The organism is Klebsiella sp. ZJOU C1, assembly GCF_035620215.1.
Lineage (GTDB): Bacteria > Pseudomonadota > Gammaproteobacteria > Enterobacterales > Enterobacteriaceae > Klebsiella > Klebsiella variicola.
This window is the reverse complement of the sequence record NZ_CP141644.1, coordinates 2,439,191-2,461,584: the sequence shown is the minus strand read 5'-3', so window position 1 is coordinate 2,461,584 and position 22,394 is coordinate 2,439,191. Positions and strand designations below refer to the sequence as shown.

General features: G+C 59.9%; 21 protein-coding genes and 1 pseudogene. 8 read left to right on the top strand and 14 right to left on the bottom strand.

Annotated features, from left to right (window positions below):
- Window positions 1–107 precede the first annotated feature (107 nt).
- From SPE70_RS11685 to SPE70_RS11665, 5 genes and pseudogenes are all read left to right on the top strand, one after another.
- Complete coding sequence (locus SPE70_RS11685) at window positions 108–539, top strand: MarR family winged helix-turn-helix transcriptional regulator (protein WP_008805105.1); 432 nt, start codon at window positions 108–110, stop codon at window positions 537–539.
- A pseudogene (locus SPE70_RS11680) lies at window positions 539–2,191 on the top strand (MFS transporter). The gene SPE70_RS11685 and the pseudogene SPE70_RS11680 overlap by 1 nt, the downstream one beginning before the upstream one ends.
- A 28-nt stretch (window positions 2,192–2,219) precedes the next feature.
- Window positions 2,220–3,305 (top strand): HlyD family secretion protein, encoded by a 1,086-nt coding sequence (locus SPE70_RS11675; RefSeq protein WP_008805107.1) that lies wholly within the window; start codon window positions 2,220–2,222, stop codon window positions 3,303–3,305.
- Window positions 3,302–4,672: an efflux transporter outer membrane subunit gene (locus tag SPE70_RS11670; protein WP_136047374.1), complete on the top strand. Its 1,371-nt coding sequence runs from the start codon at window positions 3,302–3,304 to the stop codon at window positions 4,670–4,672. The genes SPE70_RS11675 and SPE70_RS11670 overlap by 4 nt, the downstream gene beginning before the upstream one ends.
- A gap of 103 nt (window positions 4,673–4,775) precedes the next feature.
- On the top strand, window positions 4,776–5,435 hold the full coding sequence (locus SPE70_RS11665) for an O-methyltransferase (protein ID WP_016160918.1): 660 nt from the start codon (window positions 4,776–4,778) through the stop codon (window positions 5,433–5,435).
- A gap of 100 nt (window positions 5,436–5,535) precedes the next feature.
- Here the strand turns inward: SPE70_RS11665 and SPE70_RS11660 are convergent, their stop codons facing one another.
- Together SPE70_RS11660 and hrpA are read right to left on the bottom strand one after the other, a co-directional pair.
- Complete coding sequence (locus SPE70_RS11660; protein WP_226544850.1) at window positions 5,536–6,336, bottom strand: hypothetical protein; 801 nt, start codon at window positions 6,334–6,336, stop codon at window positions 5,536–5,538.
- A gap of 241 nt (window positions 6,337–6,577) precedes the next feature.
- Window positions 6,578–10,423 carry an ATP-dependent RNA helicase HrpA gene (gene hrpA / locus SPE70_RS11655; RefSeq protein WP_230138769.1) on the bottom strand — a complete coding sequence of 1,282 codons (3,846 nt, stop codon included), beginning with the start codon at window positions 10,421–10,423 and terminating at the stop codon, window positions 6,578–6,580.
- A gap of 260 nt (window positions 10,424–10,683) precedes the next feature.
- On the opposite strand from hrpA, the gene azoR reads away from it, so the two are divergent.
- The 3 genes from azoR to nadS all read left to right on the top strand — a co-directional run bounded on the left by azoR (window position 10,684) and on the right by nadS (window position 12,150).
- Window positions 10,684–11,289, top strand: coding sequence for an FMN-dependent NADH-azoreductase (gene azoR / locus SPE70_RS11650; RefSeq protein ID WP_002902889.1), 606 nt, complete (start codon window positions 10,684–10,686; stop codon window positions 11,287–11,289).
- A 242-nt stretch (window positions 11,290–11,531) separates the two neighbouring features.
- Window positions 11,532–11,864 (top strand): type II toxin-antitoxin system RelE/ParE family toxin, encoded by a 333-nt coding sequence (locus SPE70_RS11645; protein WP_008805112.1) that lies wholly within the window; start codon window positions 11,532–11,534, stop codon window positions 11,862–11,864.
- A 1-nt stretch (window position 11,865) separates the two neighbouring features.
- Window positions 11,866–12,150: a NadS family protein gene (gene nadS / locus SPE70_RS11640; RefSeq protein WP_012541926.1), complete on the top strand. Its 285-nt coding sequence runs from the start codon at window positions 11,866–11,868 to the stop codon at window positions 12,148–12,150.
- A 32-nt stretch (window positions 12,151–12,182) separates the two neighbouring features.
- Here the strand turns inward: nadS and paaY are convergent, their stop codons facing one another.
- The 12 genes from paaY to paaB all read right to left on the bottom strand — a co-directional run bounded on the left by paaY (window position 12,183) and on the right by paaB (window position 22,392).
- Window positions 12,183–12,779 carry a phenylacetic acid degradation protein PaaY gene (paaY, locus tag SPE70_RS11635; protein ID WP_008805114.1) on the bottom strand — a complete coding sequence of 199 codons (597 nt, stop codon included), beginning with the start codon at window positions 12,777–12,779 and terminating at the stop codon, window positions 12,183–12,185.
- A gap of 9 nt (window positions 12,780–12,788) precedes the next feature.
- Complete coding sequence (paaX, locus tag SPE70_RS11630) at window positions 12,789–13,715, bottom strand: phenylacetic acid degradation operon negative regulatory protein PaaX (protein ID WP_008805115.1); 927 nt, start codon at window positions 13,713–13,715, stop codon at window positions 12,789–12,791.
- 99 nt (window positions 13,716–13,814) lie between these two features.
- The gene (paaK, locus tag SPE70_RS11625; RefSeq protein WP_008805116.1) at window positions 13,815–15,131 is read right to left on the bottom strand and encodes a phenylacetate--CoA ligase PaaK; all 1,317 of its coding nucleotides are present in this window, start codon (window positions 15,129–15,131) and stop codon (window positions 13,815–13,817) included.
- Window positions 15,132–15,157: 26 nt separating this feature from the next.
- On the bottom strand, window positions 15,158–16,363 hold the full coding sequence (pcaF, locus tag SPE70_RS11620) for a 3-oxoadipyl-CoA thiolase (RefSeq protein WP_136047375.1): 1,206 nt from the start codon (window positions 16,361–16,363) through the stop codon (window positions 15,158–15,160).
- On the bottom strand, window positions 16,363–16,785 hold the full coding sequence (paaI, locus tag SPE70_RS11615; RefSeq protein ID WP_016160912.1) for a hydroxyphenylacetyl-CoA thioesterase PaaI: 423 nt from the start codon (window positions 16,783–16,785) through the stop codon (window positions 16,363–16,365). The genes pcaF and paaI overlap by 1 nt, the downstream gene beginning before the upstream one ends.
- Window positions 16,775–18,199, bottom strand: a complete 1,425-nt coding sequence (gene paaH, locus SPE70_RS11610) for a 3-hydroxyacyl-CoA dehydrogenase PaaH (protein ID WP_168443351.1) — start codon at window positions 18,197–18,199, stop codon at window positions 16,775–16,777. The genes paaI and paaH overlap by 11 nt, the downstream gene beginning before the upstream one ends.
- Entirely contained in the window at window positions 18,200–18,988 is a 789-nt protein-coding gene (gene paaG, locus SPE70_RS11605; protein ID WP_074386014.1) for a 2-(1,2-epoxy-1,2-dihydrophenyl)acetyl-CoA isomerase PaaG, read from the bottom strand. It lies immediately after the preceding gene.
- Between the two features lie 2 nt (window positions 18,989–18,990).
- Window positions 18,991–19,758, bottom strand: a complete 768-nt coding sequence (gene paaF, locus SPE70_RS11600) for a 2,3-dehydroadipyl-CoA hydratase PaaF (protein ID WP_072123181.1) — start codon at window positions 19,756–19,758, stop codon at window positions 18,991–18,993.
- The gene (gene paaE, locus SPE70_RS11595) at window positions 19,755–20,825 is read right to left on the bottom strand and encodes a 1,2-phenylacetyl-CoA epoxidase subunit PaaE (RefSeq protein WP_008805122.1); all 1,071 of its coding nucleotides are present in this window, start codon (window positions 20,823–20,825) and stop codon (window positions 19,755–19,757) included. Before paaE ends, paaF begins: the two co-directional genes overlap by 4 nt.
- Window positions 20,826–20,832: 7 nt before the next feature.
- The gene (gene paaD, locus SPE70_RS11590; protein ID WP_042948403.1) at window positions 20,833–21,330 is read right to left on the bottom strand and encodes a 1,2-phenylacetyl-CoA epoxidase subunit PaaD; all 498 of its coding nucleotides are present in this window, start codon (window positions 21,328–21,330) and stop codon (window positions 20,833–20,835) included.
- A gap of 11 nt (window positions 21,331–21,341) precedes the next feature.
- A complete protein-coding gene (paaC, locus tag SPE70_RS11585; RefSeq protein WP_136047376.1) occupies window positions 21,342–22,097 on the bottom strand; it encodes a 1,2-phenylacetyl-CoA epoxidase subunit PaaC in 756 nt (251 codons plus the stop codon).
- Window positions 22,098–22,104: 7 nt separating this feature from the next.
- On the bottom strand, window positions 22,105–22,392 hold the full coding sequence (gene paaB, locus SPE70_RS11580) for a 1,2-phenylacetyl-CoA epoxidase subunit PaaB (RefSeq protein WP_004224492.1): 288 nt from the start codon (window positions 22,390–22,392) through the stop codon (window positions 22,105–22,107).
- Window positions 22,393–22,394 lie beyond the last annotated feature (2 nt).

The window sequence follows — 22,394 nt, the reverse complement described above, 5'->3', positions numbered from 1 at the left end:
CCACAATAAACGCACATACCGTTAACCAATTTTTTTCCTTCGCCTTGAATTATGGCGGTCGCCCGACATAAACTCGTTAGAGCTCTAACGATATTGACAGACGACCTATGGACAATCGACAGCTTAACTTCTCCCATCTTTTATACCTCACCGCCCATCACTGGCGGCTGGCGGTCAACCGTCGGCTAAAGGACCTTGGCCTGAGCCAGGCCAGTTGGGTGGCGGTCGCGGCCATTGCCCGCCAGCCACAGCCGCTGTCGCAAAGCGAACTGGCGCAGGAGCTGGGGGTAGAGAGTCCGACCATTGTGCCGCTGATCAACCGGCTGGTCGCCCTCGGCCTGGTGGAGCGTGTCACCACCGCCAGCGATAAACGTAAGCGGCTGCTGGTCGCCACCGAGCAGGGAATGGCGCTGTATGAGCAGGTCAAAACGGTGGCGGACGATCTGCGCGAAGAGATCCTGACGGCGATTACCCCGCAGGAGCGGGAGCAAACTCAGCGGGTGCTGGAAAAACTGCTGCGCGAAGTGGAGAAGAAATAATGCCCCGTCGCCAGGATAACCCCTATGCCCCGCATGACTGGGCGCCGCATGAAAAACCAGCCCTGCTTGGCTCGCCCTCGACGCCGCTGCACAGTCCGCAGAAACGTCTCGCCTATGGCGTGGTCGGCCTGCTGGTGTGCCTCACCGGCGCGCTGGGCAACGCGGTGGTCACCGCCAACCTGCAGCTGCTGCAGGGCACCTTCGCCGCCTGGTCGACCGAGATCGCCTGGCTGCCGGCGGTGTACGTCATGACCAACGTCTCCATCAACCTGCTGCTGGTGAAATTTCGCCAGCAGTTTGGGCTGCGCGCCTTTACCGAAGGCTTTCTGGTGCTCTATGTGCTGGTCACCTTTTTCCACCTGTTCGTCAACGATCTCAGCTCGGCGATGATGGTCCGCGCCGCCCACGGCATGGTGGCCGCAGCGCTCAGCTCGCTGGGGATCTACTACCAGGTGCAGGCCTGGCCCGCACGCCACCGCCTGAAAGGGCTAACCATCGGCATCACCGGCTCGTCGCTGGCCATTCCGCTGGCGCGTCTCTTTTCCACCGAACTGCTGCAGATCGATGAATGGCGCGGCCTTTACTTCTTTGAACTGGGGCTGGCGCTGGTGTCGCTGGCCTGCGTCATCGCGCTGAAACTGCCGCCGAGCGATCGTAAAAAGGTGTTCGAGAAGAAGGATTTTATCACCTTCTTTCTGCTGGCGCCCGGCATGGCGCTGGTGTGCGCCGTGCTGTCGCTGGGGCGGCTCGAGTGGTGGTTTGAAGCGCCGTGGATCGGCTGGTCGCTGGCGGCAGCGGTGGTGCTGATCGTCGCCGCTATCGCCTTTGAGCATAACCGCAGCAATCCCCTGCTCAATACCAAGTGGCTCTCCAGCGGCAGCATCGTACGCCTCGGCCTGATTATGCTGCTGATCCGCATCGTGCTGGCGGAGCAAAACACCGGGGTCATCGGCTGGTTGCAGTACGTTGGTCTGCAAAACGAACAGATGACTAACCTCGCATGGTCAATTTTCGCCGGCATTCTGTGCGGGATCATCGCCAGTTGTCTGACGCTCAACCCGCAGAAGCTCTACTGGCCGACCGCCACCGCCCTGGCGCTGATCATGGTAGCCTCGCTGCTCGACAGCCAGTCCAACGCCCTCACCCGTCCGGAACAATTAATGTTCAGCCAGTTTTTACTCGGCTTCGGCAGCGCCTTCTTTCTGGCCCCGGCGATGCTCGCCGGCATTGGCGGCGTGTTTGCCGATCCGCGCAACCTGGTCAGCTTCTCGGTGCTATTCGGCATGAGCCAGAACATCGGCGGTCTGCTGGGGTCGGCGATCCTCGGCACCTTCCAGACCTGGCGGGAAAAATTTCACTCCAGCCAGCTGGCGGACCAGATCACCACCCTGAACCCGCTGATCGTCGAGCGGCTGCAGCAGTATAGCCAGATGTATCAGAGCCAGATCGGCGACAGCACCCTGCTTAACGTTCAGGCCACCACCCTGCTGCAAAACGCCGCGACGCTGCAGGCCAATATTCTCGCCTGGAATGACACCTATCTGCTGACGGCGGCCATCTCCGCCGGCACATTAGTGTGGGTTTTCTGGCGCTTAATTCGCTTACGACTGACCGCCCGTATCGCCTTAAAACGCGCCACCGGCAGCAAATAATTATCATCATTTCATCTCTGGAGTCGTTATGAGTCAGCAGGATGCGGCCAAACAACAGGCCAACACCCGGAACAACATTCGCGTGGTCTCCATTTTTACCGCCGCAGCGATAGGCCTCGTCGGCGTATTAGTGATCCTCTACGCCTGGCAACTGCCGCCGTTCACCCGGCATAGCCAGTTTACCGATAACGCCTATGTGCGCGGGCAGACCACCTTTATCAGCCCGCAGGTCAACGGCTACATCACCGCCGTCAACGTCAAAGATTTCGCAATTGTCCAGCCGGGCGAGGTGCTGTTCCAGATAGACGATCGCATCTATAAGCAGCGAGTGCATCAGGCCCAGGCTACCCTGGCGATGAAGGAGGCCGCGCTGCGCAACAATCTGCAGCAGCGCAAAAGCGCCGAGGCGACGATCGCCAAAAATGAAGCCGCGCTGCAAAACGCCCGCGCGCAGAATCTGAAAATCCAGGCCGATTTAAAACGGGTACAGGAGCTGACTGCCGATGGTTCGCTGTCGATCCGCGAGCGTGATTCGGCGCGCGCCAGCGCGGCGCAAGGGGCTGCGGATATTGAACAGGCGAAAGCGGCGCTGGAGATGTCGCGCCAGGACCGTGAATCGACCATCGTCAATCGCGATTCGCTGGAAGCCGACGTGGCCAGCGCCAAAGCCGCCCTCGAGCTGGCGCAGATCGACCTGCAGAATACGCAGATCATCGCCCCCACCGGCGGCCAGCTGGGGCAGATCTCGGTACGTCTTGGCGCCTACGTCAGCGCCGGAACCCATCTGACCTCGCTGGTCCCGCCCCAGCACTGGGTGATCGCCAACCTGAAAGAGACCCAGCTTGCCGAGGTGCGTATCGGCCAGCCGGTCACCTTCACCGTCGACGCGCTTAACGGTGAGCGTTTCCATGGCAAGGTGCAGAGCATCTCCCCGGCGACCGGGGTGGAATTCAGCGCCATCTCACCGGACAACGCCACCGGCAACTTCGTCAAGATCGCCCAGCGGATCCCGGTGCGCATTACGGTCAACGACGGGCAGAAGTACAGCGAACACCTGCGTCCCGGTATGTCGGTGCAGGTGACCATTGATACCCGCGCGGAGAAACAGCCATGATCCGCCCGGTCACCCTTGCCGTCATCCTCGCGCTGGTCGGCTGTCAATCCGCCGACGTGCAGCGCGCGCAGCCGACCCTGACCATCCCTGCCGCCTGGCGGGCCGACGTTGGCCCGGCCAGCCCGGTGGAAGGCGTCTGGTGGCGTAATTTCCATGACAGCACGCTCAACCAGTATGTCGACCGGGCGCTGCGCTATAACAGCGATGTGCTGATCGCCCGGGAGCGGGTGAATGAGTATCAGGCGCGGGCCTATGCCGCCGACAGCAGCCTTTTCCCCTCGCTGGACGCCAGCCTGAGCGGTACCCGCGCCCGCGCGCAGTCCGCCGCCACCGGCCTGCCGATCCACAGCACGCTGTACAAAGGCGGCCTGACCGCCAGCTATGATGTTGATATCTGGGGCGCCAACCGCAGCGCGGCCAGCGCCGCCGGAGCCAGCCTCGAGGCGCAAAAAGCCGCTGCAGCCGCGGCCAATCTAAGCGTCGCCAGCTCGGTGGCCGTCGGCTACGTGACCCTGCTGTCGCTGGATGAGCAGCTGCGGGTTACCCAGCAGACGCTGAAATCACGGGAAGACGCGTGGCGCCTGGCGAAGCGTCAGTTTGAAACCGGGTATACTTCACGCCTTGAGCTGATGCAGGCAGATTCGGAGCTGCGCTCAACGCGGGCGCAGATCCCGCCGCTACAGCACCAGATTGCGCAGCAGGAAAATGCGCTCAGCGTGCTGCTGGGTGATAACCCCGGCGTGGTAAAACGCGGCGAGTTCGCCCAGCTCACTCCGCTGCGTCTGCCGTCGCAACTGCCGTCCACCTTACTCAACCGCCGCCCGGATATCGTACAGGCTCAGCGTCAGCTGGTGGCCGCCGATGCCACCCTGGCCTCGTCGCAGGCGCAGCTGCTGCCGTCTATCAACCTCACCGCTACCGGCAGCATGCAGGATCGTACACTGCCGGACCTGCTGGACAACCCGCTGCGGCTGTGGAGCGTCGGCGGCAGTATTCTGGCGCCGCTGCTTAACCGCCAGGCGTTAAATGCCCAGGTGGATGTCTCCATGGCCCAGCGCAACCAGGCGCTCTATAGCTACGAGAAAACGGTGCGCGGCGCGTTCAAAGAGGTGAATGACAGCCTTGACGCCATTAGCCGCTACGGCGAACAGCTGACCGAACTGCAGGGGCAGGTGGCGGTGGCGGAGGAAACATTGCGCATTGCGCAGAATCGCTACCGTAACGGCTACTCTTCGTATCTGGATGTGCTCGATGCCCAGCGAACGCTGTTCTCCACCCAGCTTAGCGTAGTGCAGGTGAAGAACAACCTGCTGCTGGCGCAGATCGATCTTTACCGGGCGCTGGGAGGCGGCTGGATGAACGCGTGAATACCCTGTGCGCGCCGGTCCACAACCGTGGAGAGCGCAGAAACCCATATTCAGGCCGGTGTAGCGCAGCGCTACCCGGCAACAACCACCAGGGAGTCAATCTATGCAACAACAGTGGTCTGCCGTCGATAATTTCATGATTTCTTCGCTTATTCCTGAAGATGACATACTGAGTCAGGTACTGGAAAACAACAAACGCGCCGGGCTACCTGAACATGATGTTGCGGCCAATCAGGGGCAATTTCTGGCGCTGCTGGTGCGTATAACACAGGCGCGGCGGATCCTGGAAATTGGCACACTCGGCGCCTATAGCGCTATCTGGATGGCGCGTGCGCTGCCCGCCGACGGAAAGCTGATTACCCTCGAGGCCGATCCTGGCCATGCCGGGGTGGCGCGCCAGAATATCCGCCTTGCGGGGCTAAACGAGCGCATTGAACTCATTGAAGGACCGGCGCTGAACACGCTGGAAAATTTCGCGAATGTGCAGCCGTTCGACCTGATCTTTATTGATGCCGATAAACCTAATAATCCTCGCTATCTGGAGTGGGCGCTGCACTATTCGCACCCCGGGACGCTGATCGTGGGCGATAACGTGGTGCGCGATGGCGAAGTGATTAACGGACAAAGCGATGATGCGCGCGTGCAGGGCGTGCGTCGGTTTATCGAAATGATCGGGGATAACCCGCGGCTCACTGCCACCGCGCTGCAGACGGTGGGCATCAAGGGATGGGATGGGTTTACGCTGGCGCTGGTGAATGGGTAAGATCCGGGCGGCCTGATGCCCTCATCCCGGCCCTCTCCCCGAGGGAGAGGGAGAAAACCCGCGCCGGGACGCGTCACCAGCGGCATTCGTCCGCTGACGATCATTGGGGATAATACGTATACTGATAGTGCAGAGACGCGTCGCTTTTTCCGCCGTATCCTTCATGCTCGCCATATTCCCCGGTACAGTTCCCCTCGGGGTCCCAGCCTAAACAGCGCGACTGGTTTTTTGTACTATACGTGGTGGTTCTTTCCTCGGATAACCACCGCCCTTTTTCATCCCAACGCAGCGTCGTGGTCGCATCCGAGTCGGCAATGCGGCTTAAATGCCCTTCCGCGTAGCGATAATTGACAACAAGCATGGCCATCATGCCGCCATTGACCGTTTTACGCGCCAGCCGGTGGCGGTCGTCATAGTGATAGGTGGTTGTGCTCATGGCTTTGGGCGGTTGCTGCGACACGAGTAGATTATCTGAACGTACAATGCGCCCGAGATTATCGGTGTAGAACTGCTCACGCATGACCATTTTTCTGATATTTCCCGTCGCGCTCCGGGTCTGTCGGATATATTCCCGCATCCATCCTTTATCATTTCGCCAGTGAACATTATCTCTGACTATCGTGGAGTCATTCGCGGTATTAAAAGTTTTTGCTCGCTCGTAACTTTCCAGCCGGCGGCACCGGGCAAAACGCAGCGTGCCTGCGTCGTTATTTTGGCTACCGTCAATTTTTACGCTCTGCACCTCACCATTGAGCGGCGGAAGATAGGTCAAAATAAAAAAATTGGCATCGTTGATCGCCCGCTGTGTTTCATCACAGGAAAAAGCGTCAACGAAAGGCTTACACGCCGTAATAACAAGAATGGCCGACACCAGCATAAATAGTCTGTACATAGCCATCATCGTAAAAATAGACTCCGTGTCCTGTTTATCCGGCAAAGCGAGGCTAAACATACGCCAATAAAGCAGGTTCCCCAAGCCACCGGGTTGATTTTCAGAATCCGTTAATTTTACGTCCGGGAGAACCGGTATGGGCCACATCCGGGGCGGGAAGATTATCGGGTGCGGCGTACTGATGAGTATCAGCCTCAGTATATGCCCCCGCCCGGCAAGCACAGCGCCACCGGGCTGGGGAATGAGGGGATTACGGCGTGATCTGCTCCATCGCCTGCAGGACGCGTTTGTCCGAGATGGGATACGGGGTGCCCAATTGCTGGGCGAAGAAGCTCACCCGCAATTCCTCGATCATCCAGCGGATCTCCCGGACATCGTCGTCCTCACGGCGGTTCGGCGGCAGCTTATTCAGCCACTGCTGCCACGCCTGCTGCACGCTCTCAATTTTCAGCATCTGTGCGCGATCGCGGTGCGGATCGATAGCCATCTTCTCGAGACGCTTTTCAATCGCCTGCAGATAACGCAGCGTATCGCCAAGACGGCGGAAACCGTTGCCGGTGACAAAACCGCGATACACCAGACCCGCCATCTGCGCTTTGATATCCGACAGCCCCAGCGCCATGGTCATATCCACGCGGCCTTTCAGCCGTTTGTTGATATTGAACACCGCGGTGAGGATCTGCTCGACCTGTTTAGCGATCTCCACCACCGTGTCGTTGAGCTCGGCTCGCACTTTATCGTGCAATTGACTGAAGCCCTCTTCCGTCCACACCGGACCACCCGCCTCGTCGATAAGCTTATCAACGCCGCAGGAGATGCAATCGTCAATCAGATCCAGCACTTTACCGTACGGGTTAAAATAGAGCCCAAGCTTGGCTTTGTTCGGCAGTTTTTCGTGCAGATACTTAATTGGCGACGGGATGTTGAGCAGCAGCAGGCGGCGCAGACCACGCCACATGGCCTGCTGCTGTTCCTGTGGATTATCAAACAGCTTGATAGCCACGCTGTCGCGCTCGTCCACCAGCGCCGGCCAGGCTTTCACCTTATAGTTGCCGCGTTTCTGTTCGTAACTTTCCGCCAGCGTACCAAAGCTCCAGATATGCAGCCCGCTCTGCTCGATGCCGTCATCGGCCACCGCCGACAGCGTCTCCTGAACTTTGCCCTTCAGCGCGTCTTTCAACGCCTGCAGCGAGCGCCCTTCCTGAAGCTTCTTGTTTTTGTCATCCACCACCCGGAAGGTGATTTTGAGGTGATCGGGCACCTGATCCCACTGCCAGGCCTCGCGGTCGATGGTCACGCCGGTCATCTTACGCAGCTCACGCTCCAGCGAATCAAGCAGCGGCAGCTCAAGCGGCGTCGCCCTGCCGAGAAACGCTTCCGCATAGTTAGGGGCCGGGACGAAATTGCGCCGCACCGGCTTCGGCAGCGATTTTATCAGCGCGATAATCAGCTCGCGACGCAGGCCTGGGATCTGCCACTCAAATCCGGCCTCCTCCACCTGGTTCAGCAGAGGCAGCGGAATATGCACCGTCACGCCATCGGCATCGGCGCCCGGTTCAAACTGGTAGCTAAGCCGCAGCTTGAGGTTGCCCTGATGCCAGAAGTTCGGGTAGTCCAGCTTGCTGACCTGCTCCGCCCCTTCTTTAATCAGCATGCTCTTTTCAAAATTGAGCAAGTCTGGCGTTTCGCGGCTGGCCTGCTTCCACCAGGCATCAAAATGACGGGCGGAGATGACGTCGTGGCTAATGCGCTGGTCGTAGAACTCGAACAGGGTTTCGTCATCCACCAGGATGTCGCGGCGGCGCGATTTATGCTCCAGCTCTTCGATTTCCGCCCGCAGCTTCAGGTTTTCCCGGAAGAAGGCATGCCGCGTCTGCCAGTCGCCCTCCACCAGCGCGTGGCGGATAAACAGTTCGCGGCACAGCGCCGGGTCGATCTGGCTGTAGTTGACCTTGCGTGCGCCAACGATCGGCAGGCCGTAGACGGTGACCTTCTCCGTCGCCATCACCGCGCCCTGCGCCCGCTCCCAGTGCGGTTCGCTGTATGAGCGCTTGATCAGGTGCTGCGCGACCGGCTCAACCCACTCCGGCTCAATGCGGGCGGCGATGCGCCCCCACAGCCGGCTGGTTTCCACCAGTTCCGCCACCATCGTCCATTTTGGCGGCTTTTTAAACAAACCGGAACCCGGGAAGATGGAGAAGCGGGCGTTGCGCGCGCCGGTAAACTCCTGCTTATCGGCATCCTTCATGCCGATGTGCGACAGCAAACCGGTCAGCAACGCGGTATGGATCTCGCGATATTCCGCCGGCTCGCTGTTGATCGGCAGGCCGAGCTCTTTCACCACCTGGCGCAACTGGGTGTAGATGTCCTGCCACTCGCGCACGCGCAGATAGTTAAGAAAATCGACCCGGCACTGGCGGCGGAACTGATTCGACGACAGTGCCTTCTGCTGCTCGCCAAGGTAGTTCCACAGATTGACGAAGGCGAGGAAATCGGACTCTTTATCGTGGAAGCGGCGGTGCTTCTCATCGGAGGCCTGCTGTTTGTCCATCGGCCGCTCGCGCGGGTCCTGAATCGACAGCGCGGAGGTGATGATCATCGCTTCCCGCACGCAGCCGTGCTTCTGCGCCTCCAGCACCATGCGCGCCAGACGGGGATCCACCGGCAGTTGGCTGAGCTGGCGGCCCATCGGCGTCAGCTTATAGGCGGTGGCCTGCTCATCGGTGGTGATGGCGCCCAGCTCTTCCAGCAGGCGCACGCCGTCCTGGATATTGCGCTTATCCGGCGCTTCGACAAACGGGAAGGCGGCGATATCGCCTAAGCCCAGGGCGGTCATCTGCAGGATGACCGACGCCAGGTTGGTACGCAGAATTTCCGGGTCAGTAAACTCCGGGCGCGACAGGAAATCGTCTTCCGAATAAAGCCGAATACAGATCCCTTCCGAAACGCGGCCGCAGCGGCCCTTACGCTGGTTGGCGGACGCCTGGGAAACCGGCTCGATCGGCAGGCGCTGCACCTTGGTGCGGTAGCTGTAACGGCTGATACGCGCAGTACCGGGATCGATAACGTATTTAATGCCCGGCACGGTCAGCGAAGTTTCCGCCACGTTGGTCGCCAGCACGATGCGTCGTCCGCTGTGCGGCTGGAAGACGCGGTTCTGCTCGCTGTTGGACAGGCGGGCATACAGCGGCAGCACTTCAGTATGGCGCAGATCCAGCTTATTCAGCGCATCAGCGGTATCGCGAATTTCCCGCTCACCGCTCATAAAGATCAGAATATCGCCGGGCCCTTCGCGCCCCAGTTCGTCAACCGCATCAAAAATCGCCTGTAATTGATCGCGCTCGGTGTCGTCCGCCTCTTCCACTATCGGCCGGTAGCGGACTTCCACCGGGTAAGTCCGCCCGGAGACTTCGATAATGGGCGCATGATTGAAATGCTTTGAGAAACGTTCCGGGTCGATGGTCGCCGAGGTAATGATGATTTTCAGGTCCGGGCGGCGCGGCAGGAGCTCTTTCAGATAGCCGAGCAGAAAATCAATGTTCAGACTGCGCTCGTGCGCTTCATCGATAATGATGGTGTCGTACTGCATCAGCAGGCGATCCTGCTGGATCTCCGCCAGCAGAATACCGTCGGTCATCAGCTTGACCATGGTGTTGTCGCTGACGTGATCGCTAAAGCGAACTTTATAGCCGATGCAACTGCCCGGCTCCGTTTGCAGCTCCTCGGCGATACGGTTGGCGACGGTTCGCGCGGCCAGACGACGCGGCTGGGTATGGCCGATCAGCCCTTTCAGCCCGCGGCCCAGCTCCATGCAGATTTTTGGCAACTGGGTGGTTTTACCCGAACCGGTCTCTCCGGCGACGATCACCACCTGGTGATCGCGCACCGCCTCGAGAATCTCTTGTTTTTTCTGGCTAACCGGCAGGTTTTCAGGATAGGTGATGGCCGGACGCGCCGCTTCGCGCAGCAGGACTTTACCGGCTGCCTGGCTTATCTCCTGCGCCATCTCCTGGAGGATGGCCTGTTGCGATTCAGGATTTTTAACCTTCTTCACACCGTGCAGACGGCGGGCGAAGCGCGTTTTGTCGCGCAGCATCAGGCCGTCGAGCTGTTGATAAAGCTGGGGGAAGGTGATTTTTTGTTGTTCTGTCATAGCGTTATCGGGCAGAGCTCTGCCGGGAAAATCTCTTTTGAAGTATTGCCTTAGAGTACCACATCTGTGTCATCCGTGCCTTGTTCAAAAAATCTGAACATAGGATTCGATATATTGCGCTATCTCTGTGGCGCGATTGTGAATACAGTGTCAACAAGCACCAGGGCATTGACCCGTCAATCACATTAAAAAAGGAAACACCCATGAGCAAAGTATTAGTTCTGAAATCCAGTATTCTGGCAGGGTACTCACAATCTGGTCAGCTTTCCGACTATTTTGTTGAACAATGGCAGGAAAAACACCCGGGCGACGAGATCACCGTGCGTGACCTGGCCGCTAATCCGATCCCGGTTCTGGATGGTGAACTGGTTGGCGCCCTGCGTCCGAGCGACGCGCCGCTGACTCCGCGTCAGCAGGAAGCGCTGGCCCTTTCCGACGAGCTGATCGCCGAACTGAAAGGCAATGATGTGATTGTTATCGCTGCGCCGATGTACAACTTCAACATCCCGACGCAGCTGAAAAACTATTTTGACCTGGTGGCTCGCGCCGGCGTCACCTTCCGCTACACCGAGAAAGGGCCGGAAGGTCTGGTGACCGGTAAACGTGCGGTCGTCGTGACCAGCCGCGGCGGTATCCATAAAGATACCCCGACCGACCTGGTCACCCCGTACCTGTCCACCTTCCTCGGCTTCATCGGCATCACCGACGTGAACTTCGTGTTCGCCGAAGGTATCGCTTACGGCCCGGAAGTGGCGGCCAAAGCGCAGTCCGATGCCAAAGCGGCCATCGACAGCGTGGTTGCAGCCTAAGATTTCCACTCCCGCCGCCCGGCGGGAGTGTTTTTTCCCCTCGCCCATCCCCCTTTTACGAGCCGCCTCGTAAATTCACACATCATTCCAACGCCTTAAGCCACCAGCCTGTACCATGGCTGTCGCCGCGCGAATCTGGCTCACTCCCGGTCGCTGACGGCAACCGTTGTCATGGTCAAAAACAGGAGTGCGTACTATGTACACTCGATGGTGTACATGGTACCTTAGCAAGGAGCGTTTTCGTGTGTCATGCCATTGAATTTATCGAAACGTCGCTATTTACCCGCCAGATAAAACAGCTGGCCAGCGATGAAGATCTGAGGGCACTGCAGAGGCAACTCATAGGCAATCCGGATTTCGGCGATCTTATCCAGGATACCGGCGGGTTACGGAAAATAAGAATGGCGACAGGCTCACAGGGAAAAAGCGGCGGCGTGCGGGTGATTTATTTTCTGGCAACCCGCGAGATCATCTATCTCGTCTTAGCCTACCCCAAGCACACCAAAGAGAGCCTGAGCGCAGCGGAAAAAAACGAACTCAGGAAACTGACCCGGCGACTAAAAAATGAGGTTTGAAATGGGTTACTTCAACGAACTTAAAGCGTCCCTGGAAGAGGCTGTTGAGATCAAAGACGGCAACAAGGCCCCAGCCCGAGCGACGCGCTATGAAGTTGCTGATGTGAAAGCCATCCGCACTCAGCTTAATGTTTCGCAGGCGGAGATGGCAAAAGCGCTGGGTACCAGCGTGGATACTATCAAAAGTTGGGAGTCCAGGCGGCGCAACCCGACAGGCCTGGCAGCAAAAGTACTGGCGGTTATCCAGGCCAACCCGGCGTTCTTTCGTGAACTGGCTGAGCACTAATCCACCGAGCCCCTCCGGGTTGCCCTGGAAAGTTAGCGCTGCGTTTTTGGCCGCAGGTTTTCATCAAATTCCAGTCGCTTACGCCCTGCTTCCACTTCCCGTAATGGCTCCACCTGATGCAGCGTCTGCTTACAGCGCTCCACCAGCACCTGGTATTCACGGGTACCCTGTTTTTTCCACGCCAGCTCCTGTTCGCTCAGGGTGCGAATCGCTTTTGCCGGGCTGCCGATAATCAGATGGTTGGCGGGCATCTCGGCGTTGGCTTTGACAAAGGCCGAAGCGCCGACAATGCTGTTTTCGCCAATGACCGCCCCGTCGATAATCACCGCGCTCATGCCCACCAGCGCGTTGCGGCCAATCACGCAGCCGTGCAGAATAGCGCCGTGACCGATGTGGCCATCCTCTTCCACCACCGTATCCTGGCCGGGGAAACCGTGCATGACGCAGTTGTCCTGAATATTGGCGCCGTCTTTGACCACGATGCGACCAAAATCGCCGCGCAGACTGGCGTTGGGTCCAACATAGACCCCTTTGCCGAGGATCACGTCGCCAATCAGCACGGCGGTTGGGTGGACGTAGCTCTCCTCCGGCACCACTGGCGTCAGCCCATCAATCTGATAAATCGGCATGCAACCTCCTTATGCGCCCGGCAAACCGCCAAAGCGCTGATAATAGAGCGGGCCCGGCGCCGGAAGCTCGCCCACCGAGCTTTCCCCTTTCTCGCTGACGAACGCCAGCGCGCCGGGATTCACGCGTTGATAAATATTGATACACAGCTGGCGGGCGGTTTGCCCCGCCCAGTGCGCCGGCAGCAGCTCTTCCGGCAGCAGCGGATCTTTGAGCACCACCCGGCGATAAAAATGGATCAGCAGCAGCTGGATCTGGAAACAGCGCTCAGGCGTCAGCTCGGCCGGGTCGCAGTCGCGCAGCAGCGGCAGTAACGGTCGGAATAGCGAGATGAAAGATTCATACATCTCGTTTTGTTCAGTGAGATGCCAGCACTCCTCCACGCGGCTGCGCAGCGCCGCACGGGAGAGCGCCAGCGGCGAATGGGCTTCAAAACAGATGACGTTTTCGGCGACGCCCGCTTCGTGGAGCAGCGACTGGACATCGGCCAGTTTTTGCGACGGCGAGGCCAGCAGGCTGGGCGCCAGCGCGCCAAAGCCCTGCCACAGCAGCTGCTTTTTGACGTCGGCGAGCACATTTTTCTCCAGGCCTTCCGAAAGCAGCAGCAGCCAGGTACCGTCCCATTCCGGGGCACTGGCGCGATAAATTTTATGCTCCGCGCGCCGGGTCAGGCGCAGCCCTTTATCGCTCAGGCGATAGAAGCTACGCCGGCCGATACGGATGACATCAAGCCACTCTTCTTTATTGAGGCGAAATAGCGCGGTGCGGACAAAGCGCTCGCCGAAGCCTAATCCTTCCAGCAGCGCCGCAACGCTGCCCAGCCACACTTCCCCACCGCGCTGCAATAAAGCGTCGCCATACAGCGAGGCAATTAATGACGTGCCGCTGATCGGCATCGCCGTCACCGCTTGTTGAATAAAGGCGTCGAGTTTACTCATCTGATTCATTCTGTTGTTATATTTTTCCTTTATGAATCATAGCACAGGAAATTCCCGGCTTACGGCGTAAAGGCCTCAGCCGGGTAACCGGGGAGAGAATTAACCGCTGACCACCGCTTTACGCAGGTCGAATACCCGACAGGCTTTCCCTTCAGAGCGAGGAATGCTGCCGCAGTTGACGATAGTAATATCGGTGGAGATCCCGACCATCGACTTAATGCGGTGACGCAACTGATGGCAAATCTGGCAGCGTTGTTCATGACTTAACGCCAGCCCGCTCTCTTTCAGCTCAACGCGTACCGCCAGCGAATCAAGATGACCGCGGCGATTGACCTCTAACTGATAGTGCGGCGCCAGGTGTTCAAACTTGAGGATCTCCTCTTCCAGCTGCGAGGGGAAGACGTTAACCCCGCGGATAATCAGCATATCGTCGCTGCGTCCACTGATGCGATCCATGCGGCGCATGGTCCGCGCGGTTCCCGGCAGCAAGCGAGTCAGATCGCGGGTACGATAGCGGATCACCGGCAGCGCTTCTTTGGTCAACGTGGTAAACAGCAGTTCGCCATGCTCGCCATCTTCCAGCGGCGTACCGTCGTCCGGGTTGACGATTTCCGGGAAGAAGTGGTCTTCCCAGATGGTCGGGCCGTCAACGGTTTCCAGGCACTCCATTGCCACCCCAGGCCCCATCACCTCTGACAGACCGTAAATATCCAGGGCGGTGATACCCAGGCGGCGCTCGATTTCCGCGCGCATCGCCAGCGTCCACGGCTCAGCGCCAAACACGCCGACGCGTAACGAGCAGCCGCGGGCGTCACCGCCCATCTGGCGCTCAAGCTCTTCAATCAGATTCAGGCAGTAGGACGGCGTCACCATGATCATATCCGGCTGAAAATCGCGGATCAGCTGCGCCTGTTTTTCGGTCTGTCCGCCGGACATTGGGATCACCGTCGCGCCTAAACGCTCCGCGCCGTAGTGCGCGCCAAGGCCGCCGGTAAACAGGCCGTAGCCGTAGGCGACGTGAATTTTATCTTTCGCCGTGCCGCCGGCGGCGCGCAGCGAACGGGCGACGATATTGGCCCAGTTATCAATATCGTTCTGCGTGTAGCCCACCACCGTCGGTTTGCCGGTGGTGCCGGAAGAGGCGTGAATGCGCACCACCTGCTCCATCGGCACCGCGAAGGTATCGAAGGGATAGTTGTCGCGCAGATCTTGTTTGGTGGTACAGGGGAATTTTTGCAGATCGTTTAATTCCCGAAAGTCGTCAGGGTGCACGCCGGCGGCGTCGAATTTGCGGCGATACATCGGCACATTGTCATACGCATGCTTCAGCGTCCATTTCAGGCGCTGGGTTTGCAGGGCCTGCAGTTCGTCACGCGATGCGGTTTCAATCGGATCTAATTTTGTAGTAGTTATCATTGTAGGGTACTCGCAGGTAAATTAGCTCACACTCGCTCGAGGATCATGGCAATGCCCTGACCCACGCCAATACACATCGTACACAGCGCATAGCGCCCACCCCGGCGTTGCAGCTCAAGGCTGGCGCTCAGCGCTAACCGCGCGCCGCTCATGCCCAGCGGATGGCCTAACGCGATGGCGCCGCCGTTGGGATTCACATGCGCCGCATCATCCGGCACGCCGAGTTGTCTGAGCACCCCCAGCGCCTGGGCGGCGAAGGCCTCATTCAGCTCAATCAGATCCATATCGTTAATATTGAGTCCGGCGCGCTCCAGCACTTTACGCACCGCCGGTACCGGCCCCAGCCCCATCAGGCGCGGTTCAACACCTGCCGTCGCCATCGCCACGATACGCGCCCGCGGCGTGAGCCCCTGGATAGCGGCCTGCTGTTCGCTGGCGATGATCAGCGCCGCGGCGCCATCGTTGACGCCGGAAGCATTGCCCGCGGTAATGACGCCGCCCTGGCGGAACGGCGCTTTCAGTTTCGCCAGCTGCTCAAGCGTGGTTTCCGGGCGGGGATGCTCATCATCGCGTACCGCGCTGACCGCCCCTTTCTTGCCGATGATCTGCACCGGCACGATCTCCTGCGCCAGAATGCCGTCACGCTGGGCCTGCGCCGTACGCTGCTGGCTGCGCCAGGCGAAAGCGTCCTGATCGATCCGGCTGATATTTAACAATTCAGCTACATTCTCGGCCGTTTCCGGCATGCTGTCAGTTCCGAAGTGTTGCGCCATGAGCGGGTTCACAAAACGCCAGCCAATCGTGGTATCGAAGAGTTCCGCCTGACGCTGATAAGGCGCGCTGGCTTTTCCCATCACGAACGGCGCGCGAGACATCGATTCCACGCCGCCGGCAATCAACAGATCGGCATCGCCGGCTTTGATCGCCCTGGCGGCAAAACCGATTGCATCCAGACCCGATCCGCACAAGCGGTTAATCGTGGTGCCCGGCACGGTATGCGGATAACCTGCCAACAACGTCGCCATATGCGCTACGTTGCGGTTATCTTCACCGGCCTGGTTAGCACAACCGAAAATCACATCATCAATCGCTGCCGGGTCGAGCCCGGGGTTACGGCTCAGCAACTCACGTAGCGGGATCGCCGCCAGATCGTCGGCGCGGACGCCGGCCAGCGCTCCGCCGTAGCGGCCAATCGGCGTGCGGATCCCGTCACAAATAAAGGCGTCGCACATTACACTTCTCCCGTGATTGTGCCGCCGATACGGTGCGATTTGCCGCGGAACAGGGCCACAATCTTTTGCTGTTGATTAACAATTTCGATGTCGTAGACGCCGGTCAGCTTGCCCTGCTGTTTGACTCTTGCGGTGGCGACCAGCCTGTCGCCGGCAAACGCCGGACGAAGAAAATCAATATTTGCCGCCGAAGCCACCGCCGCCAGCCCCTGGCTGTTACAGGCGTAAGCGAAAGCGGTATCGGCGAGCGTAAATAGCTGACCGCCGTGACAGGTTTGATGGCCGTTAAGCATGTCCGCCGAGACGGTCATGCTCATCTGCGCAAAACCATCGTCCATTTCGATAAGTTCGATCCCCATCTTTCTGGCGCAGGTATCTTTTTCGTACATCACGCGCGCGTTGCGCCACGCATCATTGCTCATGGTGCTTCTCCATCAGCGCCTTCTGGCGCAACAGGGAACAGGGACGATAGCGCTCCTCGCCATAATGGTGTTGCAGGTTCTCCAGCAGTTGCAGCACCCGTCGCCAGCCAAGGCGTTCTCCCCATGCCAGCGGGCCGTGCGGATAATTGACGCCAAGGCGCATCGCGGTATCGATATCCTGCGGGCTGGCGACGCCTTTTTGCAGCGCATCCAGCGCTTCGTTAATCAGCATCGCCACCGTGCGCCACACCAGCAGGCCGGGATAATCGGCAATATGCAGGACTTTCTTGCCCTGCTGTTGGAAGTAATGCACGGCCTTATCAGTGGCCGCAGGCGCGTTGGTCGCCGCTGCGGCCAGCACCACCGTATCGCTGGCGCACAGGTCAAACACCACCACCGGGCGGTGATGCTTAACGCTTAGCGCCAGCGCGGTCTCACCTTCGGTCTCCAGCAACAGCAGTTCGTCCAGCTCAGTGACACTGTCACCTATCGTCATCACGGATTGAGCGCCATTGGCAACCGGCGGCAACGCCGCGTCCGGCAGTGTCTCAGCGGGCCAGCGATAGACGCCGTAACCGCTCTTTTTACCCAGCCGCCCGGCCAGCGCCAGCTCTTGCTGGAGGAGCGACGGTAAGTAACGGCGGTCCTGCCAGAAGGCGTTAAACACCGAACAGGTCACGGCGAAGTTGACGTCCTGGCCAATCAGGTCAGTCAACGCCAGCGGCCCCATCGGAAAACCACCGCCGTCACGCAAAGCGGCATCGATAACCTCCGGGGCGGCAACCTGCTCTTCCAGCGCGCGCCAGGCCTCGGCGTAGAACGGACGCGCTACGCGGTTAACGATAAAACCGGGCGTTGAGCGGCAGCGTACCGGCTGTTTCCCCCAGCCGCTTACGCACTGGCACAGCTGCTCTACTACCTCAGCAGACGTCTCCAGGCCGCTGACCACCTCGACCAGCTTCATCACCGGCGCCGGATTAAAAAAGTGCAGCCCGGCCACCCGCTCCGGGTTTTTGACCCCGGCGGCGATGGCGGTAATCGAAATAGACGAAGTGTTACTGGTCAACAACGTTGACGGCGCGCAGATCTCCGCCAGCTGCGCGAACAGCGCCGTTTTGACCTCCAGCCGTTCAGAGGCCGCTTCAATCACTAAATCCGCGTCGGCAAGCGCGGCTAAATCGTGAGCCGGATGCAGGCGCGCCAGCAGCGCGTCGGCCTGCTCTGACGCCAGTTTGCCGCGCTCGACCCGTGAGGCGAGACGCCTGGCAATGCCGTCGATCGCCCGGGCAATGGCCTGATGATCGATGTCGTAAATCAGCACCGGATGTCCGGCGGCGGCAGCCACTTCGGCGATGCCGGCCCCCATGGTGCCGCTGCCGATCACCGCCACGTTGGCTAAGGATGTCGTCATCATCTATTTCCCGCTGAACTGTGGTGGCCGTTTGGCCAGAAACGCGCTGACCCCTTCGCGGTAATCATCGCTGCGTCCGGCCAGGCGCTGATAATCGCGCTCCAGATCCAGCTGCGCATCGAGACTGTTGGTTTCAGCAGCCAGCAGCGCCTTTTTAATCAGCCCAAGACCAAACGTCGGCTGCGCCGCCAGATGGCGCGCCAGCTGCAGACTGGTATCCGCCAGTTCTGAATCGTCCACCAGCTGCCAGATCATTCCCCACTGCGCGGCCTGTTCCGCGCTGAGGCTATCGCCCAGCAGCGCCAGCCCCATCGCGCGCGCGCGGCCGGCCACCCGCGGCAGGAACCAGCTACCGCCGCAGTCCGGCACCAGGCCGAGCTTGCTGAACGCCATCACAAATTTGGCCGAACGCGCGGCCAGCACGATATCGCAGCCCAGCGCCAGGGTAGCGCCCGCTCCGGCGGCAACGCCGTTGACCGCGCAGATAACCGGCTTCGGCAGCGCCGCCAGACGGCGCACTAACGGGTTGTAAAAGCGTTCTACCGACATGCCGAGATCCGGCGGTGGGCCGCTGGGGTCGACATTGCGATCGTTCAAATCCTGGCCGGCGCAAAAGCCGCGGCCGGCGCCGGTGATCAGCAGGCAGCGCACGCCATCATCGCGCTCGGCCTGCTTCAGACATTCCGCCAGCTGGTGATGCATCAGATCGTTAAAACTGTTGAGGCGGTCCGGGCGATTGAGGGTAATGGTCATGACGCCCTGTTCCACTGCGCTGAGAATGAAAGCTTCCACGATTAGCGTCCTTTAAAGTCCGGTGTACGTTTTTGTAAGAAGGCGTCGATGCCTTCGCGGCGGTCCTCGGTGGCGCTCAGCAGGCTAAACAGCTGACGCTCCTGTTGCAGACCAGCCTGCAGGCTGACTTCCTGCGACAGGCGCAGCGACTGTTTTGCCGCCCGGAGCGCCAGCGGCGAATGGCGGGCGATGGTGGCGGCCAGTTTCAGGGCATACTCATCGGTTAACGCCGCCGGATGGATATCGCTGACCAGCCCGGCCTGCTGCGCCTGGCGGGCGTCAATACTCTCGCCGCTCAGCACCATCCGGCTGGCCAGCGCCTTGCCAACGCTGCGGATCAGCCGCTGGGTGCCGCCCGCGCCCGGCATAATGCCGAGGGTAATTTCCGGCAGGCCAAAACGGGCGTTGTCGCCGGCGACAATCAGGTCACACAGCAGGGCCAGCTCGCAGCCGGCGCCAAGCGCGTAGCCGTTGACCGAAGCGATGAGCGGTTTAGTGAAAGCATCAATTCGTGCCCACAACCGTGGGCGAATATCATCCAGGGTGGCAGGCAGATCTTTTTCCGCCATTTCATTGAGGTCAGCCCCGGCGGCGAAAAAACGCGGGTTGCCGCTGATAACGCAGACGCCGACGCTGTCATCAACTGCCGCAACCTCCAGCGCCTCGGCAATCTGGGTTAAGAGGGCATTGTTCAGCGCGTTGCGGGCCTGCGGGCGGTTTAGCGTCAACTGAAGCACCCGGCCATGACGGTGGATCAGCAGGTCACTCATGCCATCCCCCGCGCGTCAAAGTCGACCACCACATCGCCGCTGGTCGGCAACGACTGGCAGCTCAGGACATATCCCGCCGCCAGCTCATCTGCTTCCAGGCTGTAATTGGCGGCCATCGCCACTTCACCGCGTAGCACTTTGCATTTACAGGTGGCGCATACCCCGCCCTTACAGGCGAACGGCAGATCGGCGCCCTGACGCAATGCGGCATCCAGGATGCTGTCGTCTTCGGCGCTGAGGGCGATAAGCCGATCGCGCCCGTCCTGGCGGATGGTCACCGTGCGCCCTTCCGCCTGCACGCCGGCGGCGCGCTTCACATTGCCGCCTGGTGTATTAAAGCGTTCGAGATGAATCGATTTCTCCGCTACGCCAAGTTCACGTAACGCCGCTTCCGCCTCATCCATCATCGCCGCCGGGCCGCAGATAAAAGCCTCGTCGAAACGGCTAAAATCCAGCAGATGGTCAGCGAGCTGGCGCAGTTTGTCGCCGTCAATGCGCCCCTGTAGCAGATCGCTGTCCATCGACTCCTGGCTAAACAGGTGTATCACCTGCAGGCGCTGCGGATAGCGGTCTTTTAAATCGGCCAGCGCCTGGCGGAACATCATGCTATGGCTGCTGCGGTTGCCGTAGATCAGCGTAAAGCGGCTTTGCGGCTCGGTCGCCAGCGTCGCGCTCATGATCGCCATCATCGGCGTGATCCCGGAACCGGCGGCAATCGCCAGATATTCACCCTGCCGTTCAGCCTGCGGTTGATAACCGAAATGCCCCTGCGGCACCATCACTTCCAGCTCCATACCCTGCTGGATATCGTGCTGGGCGTAGCGCGAAAAGCGCCCGCCGTCGATAGCTTTGACCGCGACGCTAATTTCGCCTGGCGTGCGGCTGCGACAAATGGAGTAACAGCGGCGCAGTTCTTCGCCGCCCAGACGGGCTTTTAGCGTCAGATGCTGGCCCGGGCGAAAGCAGTACTCCGCCTGCAGGGCTTGCGGGATCGCAAAAGTGATGGTCACCGCATCGCGGGTTTCCGGCTCGACTCTCGCCACCTTAAGCGAATGGAACGTCGTCATGGCAACCTCAAATACATTTAAAGTAATCAAAAGGTTCCCGGCAGCTGTCGCAGCGATAGAGCGCTTTGCAGGCCGTGGAACCGAATTCGCTAATCAGCGAGGTATGGGTGCTGCCGCAGCGCGGACAGCTCACCTCAGCGGGCATGTCCGCATGGCAGGCGTGCCCCTGGGGCGGGCTGATTCCGTACTGGCGCAGGCGCTCGCGGGCCTCCTGACTCATCCAGTCGGTGGTCCACGGCGGATCCAGCTGCAGGACGATATGCACCGGCAGAAAGCCATGCTCGCTCATGACCGTACGGATCTCGCCCAGCAGATGCTCCGTCGCCGGACAGCCCGAATAGGTCGGGGTAAAGCCAATCACCCACCCGTCGCCGTGACGCGCGACGCTGCGTACCATACCGAGGTCGGTGATGGTGAGTACCGGCACTTCCGGATCCGGGATCGCGCTTAATAATCCCCAGATGGTGCGAACCTCTGCAGGAGCGATGTCGGCAAGACGTTGCATAGTCACCTCACTTACCACTGCAGTCCGGGATGCGAACGCTGCAGATATTGCATCTCCGCCAGCAGCGGGCCGAGATGTTCACTGTGCAGCCCCTGTTTGCCGCCGCTGCGGAAGGCCGCTTCCTGCGGGATTTGTAAGCCGGAGTCGAGCAGCGCCGTGTGTACCGCGCTTTGCCATTCGGCCTGAAGCTCGCGCGGATCAACCGCAATGCCCTGCTCAACCAGGCTGAGATCCACTTCATCGGCAAGGAACAGTTCGCCGGTGAAGCGCCACAGATTGTCGACCGCCTGCTGCATTTTGCGATTTGATAACTCGGTGCCGTTACCCAGACGCTCCAGCCAGCCGCGGCTGAAGCGCTGGTGGTAACGCACCTCTTTCAGCCCTTTGGCGGCAATGGCCGCCAGCTGCGCGTTGCGGCTGTTCACCAGCTGGCTGTACAGGGCGACGTGCCAGACATCGATAAAGAACTGGCGGGCGATGGTGTCGGCAAAATTGCCGTTTGGCTGCTCCACCAGCAGCAGGTTGCTGTACTGGCGCTCATCGCGACCAAAAGCCAGCGTATCTTCGTCGCCGCAGCCGTTAAGCTCGGCGGCATAGCTTAAAAAATTGCGCGCCTGGCCGAGCAGGTCGAGGCCGATGTTGGCCAGCGCAAGATCGATCTCGAGCTCGGGAGCATGGCCGCACCAGGCGCCTAAACGCTGGGCCAGAACCAGACCATTGTCGCCAAGCCGCAGGGCGTAGGTGGCTACGGGGTTAGGGGTATTCATCGCCGCCTCACATATGTTCCATGCCATCCGGCACGGTATAGAAAGTCGGATGACGGTAGACTTTGCTTTCCGCCGGGTCGAAGAATTCGCCGCGCTCTTCCGGCTGCGAAGCAACGATTTCGCTGGCCTTCACCACCCAAATTGAGCAGCCTTCGCTGCGGCGGGTATAAGCATCGCGGGCATTCTCCAGCGCCATTTGATCATCAGCGGCGTGCAGACTGCCGACGTGACGATGGGATAACCCCTGTTTGCTGCGAACGAACACTTCATATAACGGCCAGTAAACTTTGCTCATGT

Bases quoted from the DNA above. Each gene is read 5' to 3' on its own strand.
- paaB (WP_004224492.1), bottom strand. From the start codon at position 22,392: ATGAGCAAAGTTTACTGGCCGTTATATGAAGTGTTCGTTCGCAGCAAA.
- paaE (WP_008805122.1), bottom strand. From the start codon at position 20,825: ATGACGACGTTCCATTCGCTTAAGGTGGCGAGAGTCGAGCCGGAAACC.
- paaH (WP_168443351.1), bottom strand. From the start codon at position 18,199: ATGATGACGACATCCTTAGCCAACGTGGCGGTGATCGGCAGCGGCACC.
- pcaF (WP_136047375.1), bottom strand. From the start codon at position 16,363: ATGTGCGACGCCTTTATTTGTGACGGGATCCGCACGCCGATTGGCCGC.
- nadS (WP_012541926.1), top strand. From the start codon at position 11,866: ATGGGTTACTTCAACGAACTTAAAGCGTCCCTGGAAGAGGCTGTTGAG.
- azoR (WP_002902889.1), top strand. From the start codon at position 10,684: ATGAGCAAAGTATTAGTTCTGAAATCCAGTATTCTGGCAGGGTACTCA.
- SPE70_RS11675 (WP_008805107.1), top strand. From the start codon at position 2,220: ATGAGTCAGCAGGATGCGGCCAAACAACAGGCCAACACCCGGAACAAC.
- paaF (WP_072123181.1), bottom strand. From the start codon at position 19,758: ATGAGTGACCTGCTGATCCACCGTCATGGCCGGGTGCTTCAGTTGACG.
- paaY (WP_008805114.1), bottom strand. From the start codon at position 12,779: ATGCCGATTTATCAGATTGATGGGCTGACGCCAGTGGTGCCGGAGGAG.
- paaD (WP_042948403.1), bottom strand. From the start codon at position 21,330: ATGCAACGTCTTGCCGACATCGCTCCTGCAGAGGTTCGCACCATCTGG.
- paaX (WP_008805115.1), bottom strand. From the start codon at position 13,715: ATGAGTAAACTCGACGCCTTTATTCAACAAGCGGTGACGGCGATGCCG.
- SPE70_RS11685 (WP_008805105.1), top strand. From the start codon at position 108: ATGGACAATCGACAGCTTAACTTCTCCCATCTTTTATACCTCACCGCC.
- paaC (WP_136047376.1), bottom strand. From the start codon at position 22,097: ATGAATACCCCTAACCCCGTAGCCACCTACGCCCTGCGGCTTGGCGAC.
- paaI (WP_016160912.1), bottom strand. From the start codon at position 16,785: ATGAGCAATGATGCGTGGCGCAACGCGCGCGTGATGTACGAAAAAGAT.
- SPE70_RS11670 (WP_136047374.1), top strand. From the start codon at position 3,302: ATGATCCGCCCGGTCACCCTTGCCGTCATCCTCGCGCTGGTCGGCTGT.
- SPE70_RS11665 (WP_016160918.1), top strand. From the start codon at position 4,776: ATGCAACAACAGTGGTCTGCCGTCGATAATTTCATGATTTCTTCGCTT.
- paaK (WP_008805116.1), bottom strand. From the start codon at position 15,131: ATGATAACTACTACAAAATTAGATCCGATTGAAACCGCATCGCGTGAC.
- SPE70_RS11660 (WP_226544850.1), bottom strand. From the start codon at position 6,336: ATGATGGCTATGTACAGACTATTTATGCTGGTGTCGGCCATTCTTGTT.
- hrpA (WP_230138769.1), bottom strand. From the start codon at position 10,423: ATGCTGCGCGACAAAACGCGCTTCGCCCGCCGTCTGCACGGTGTGAAG.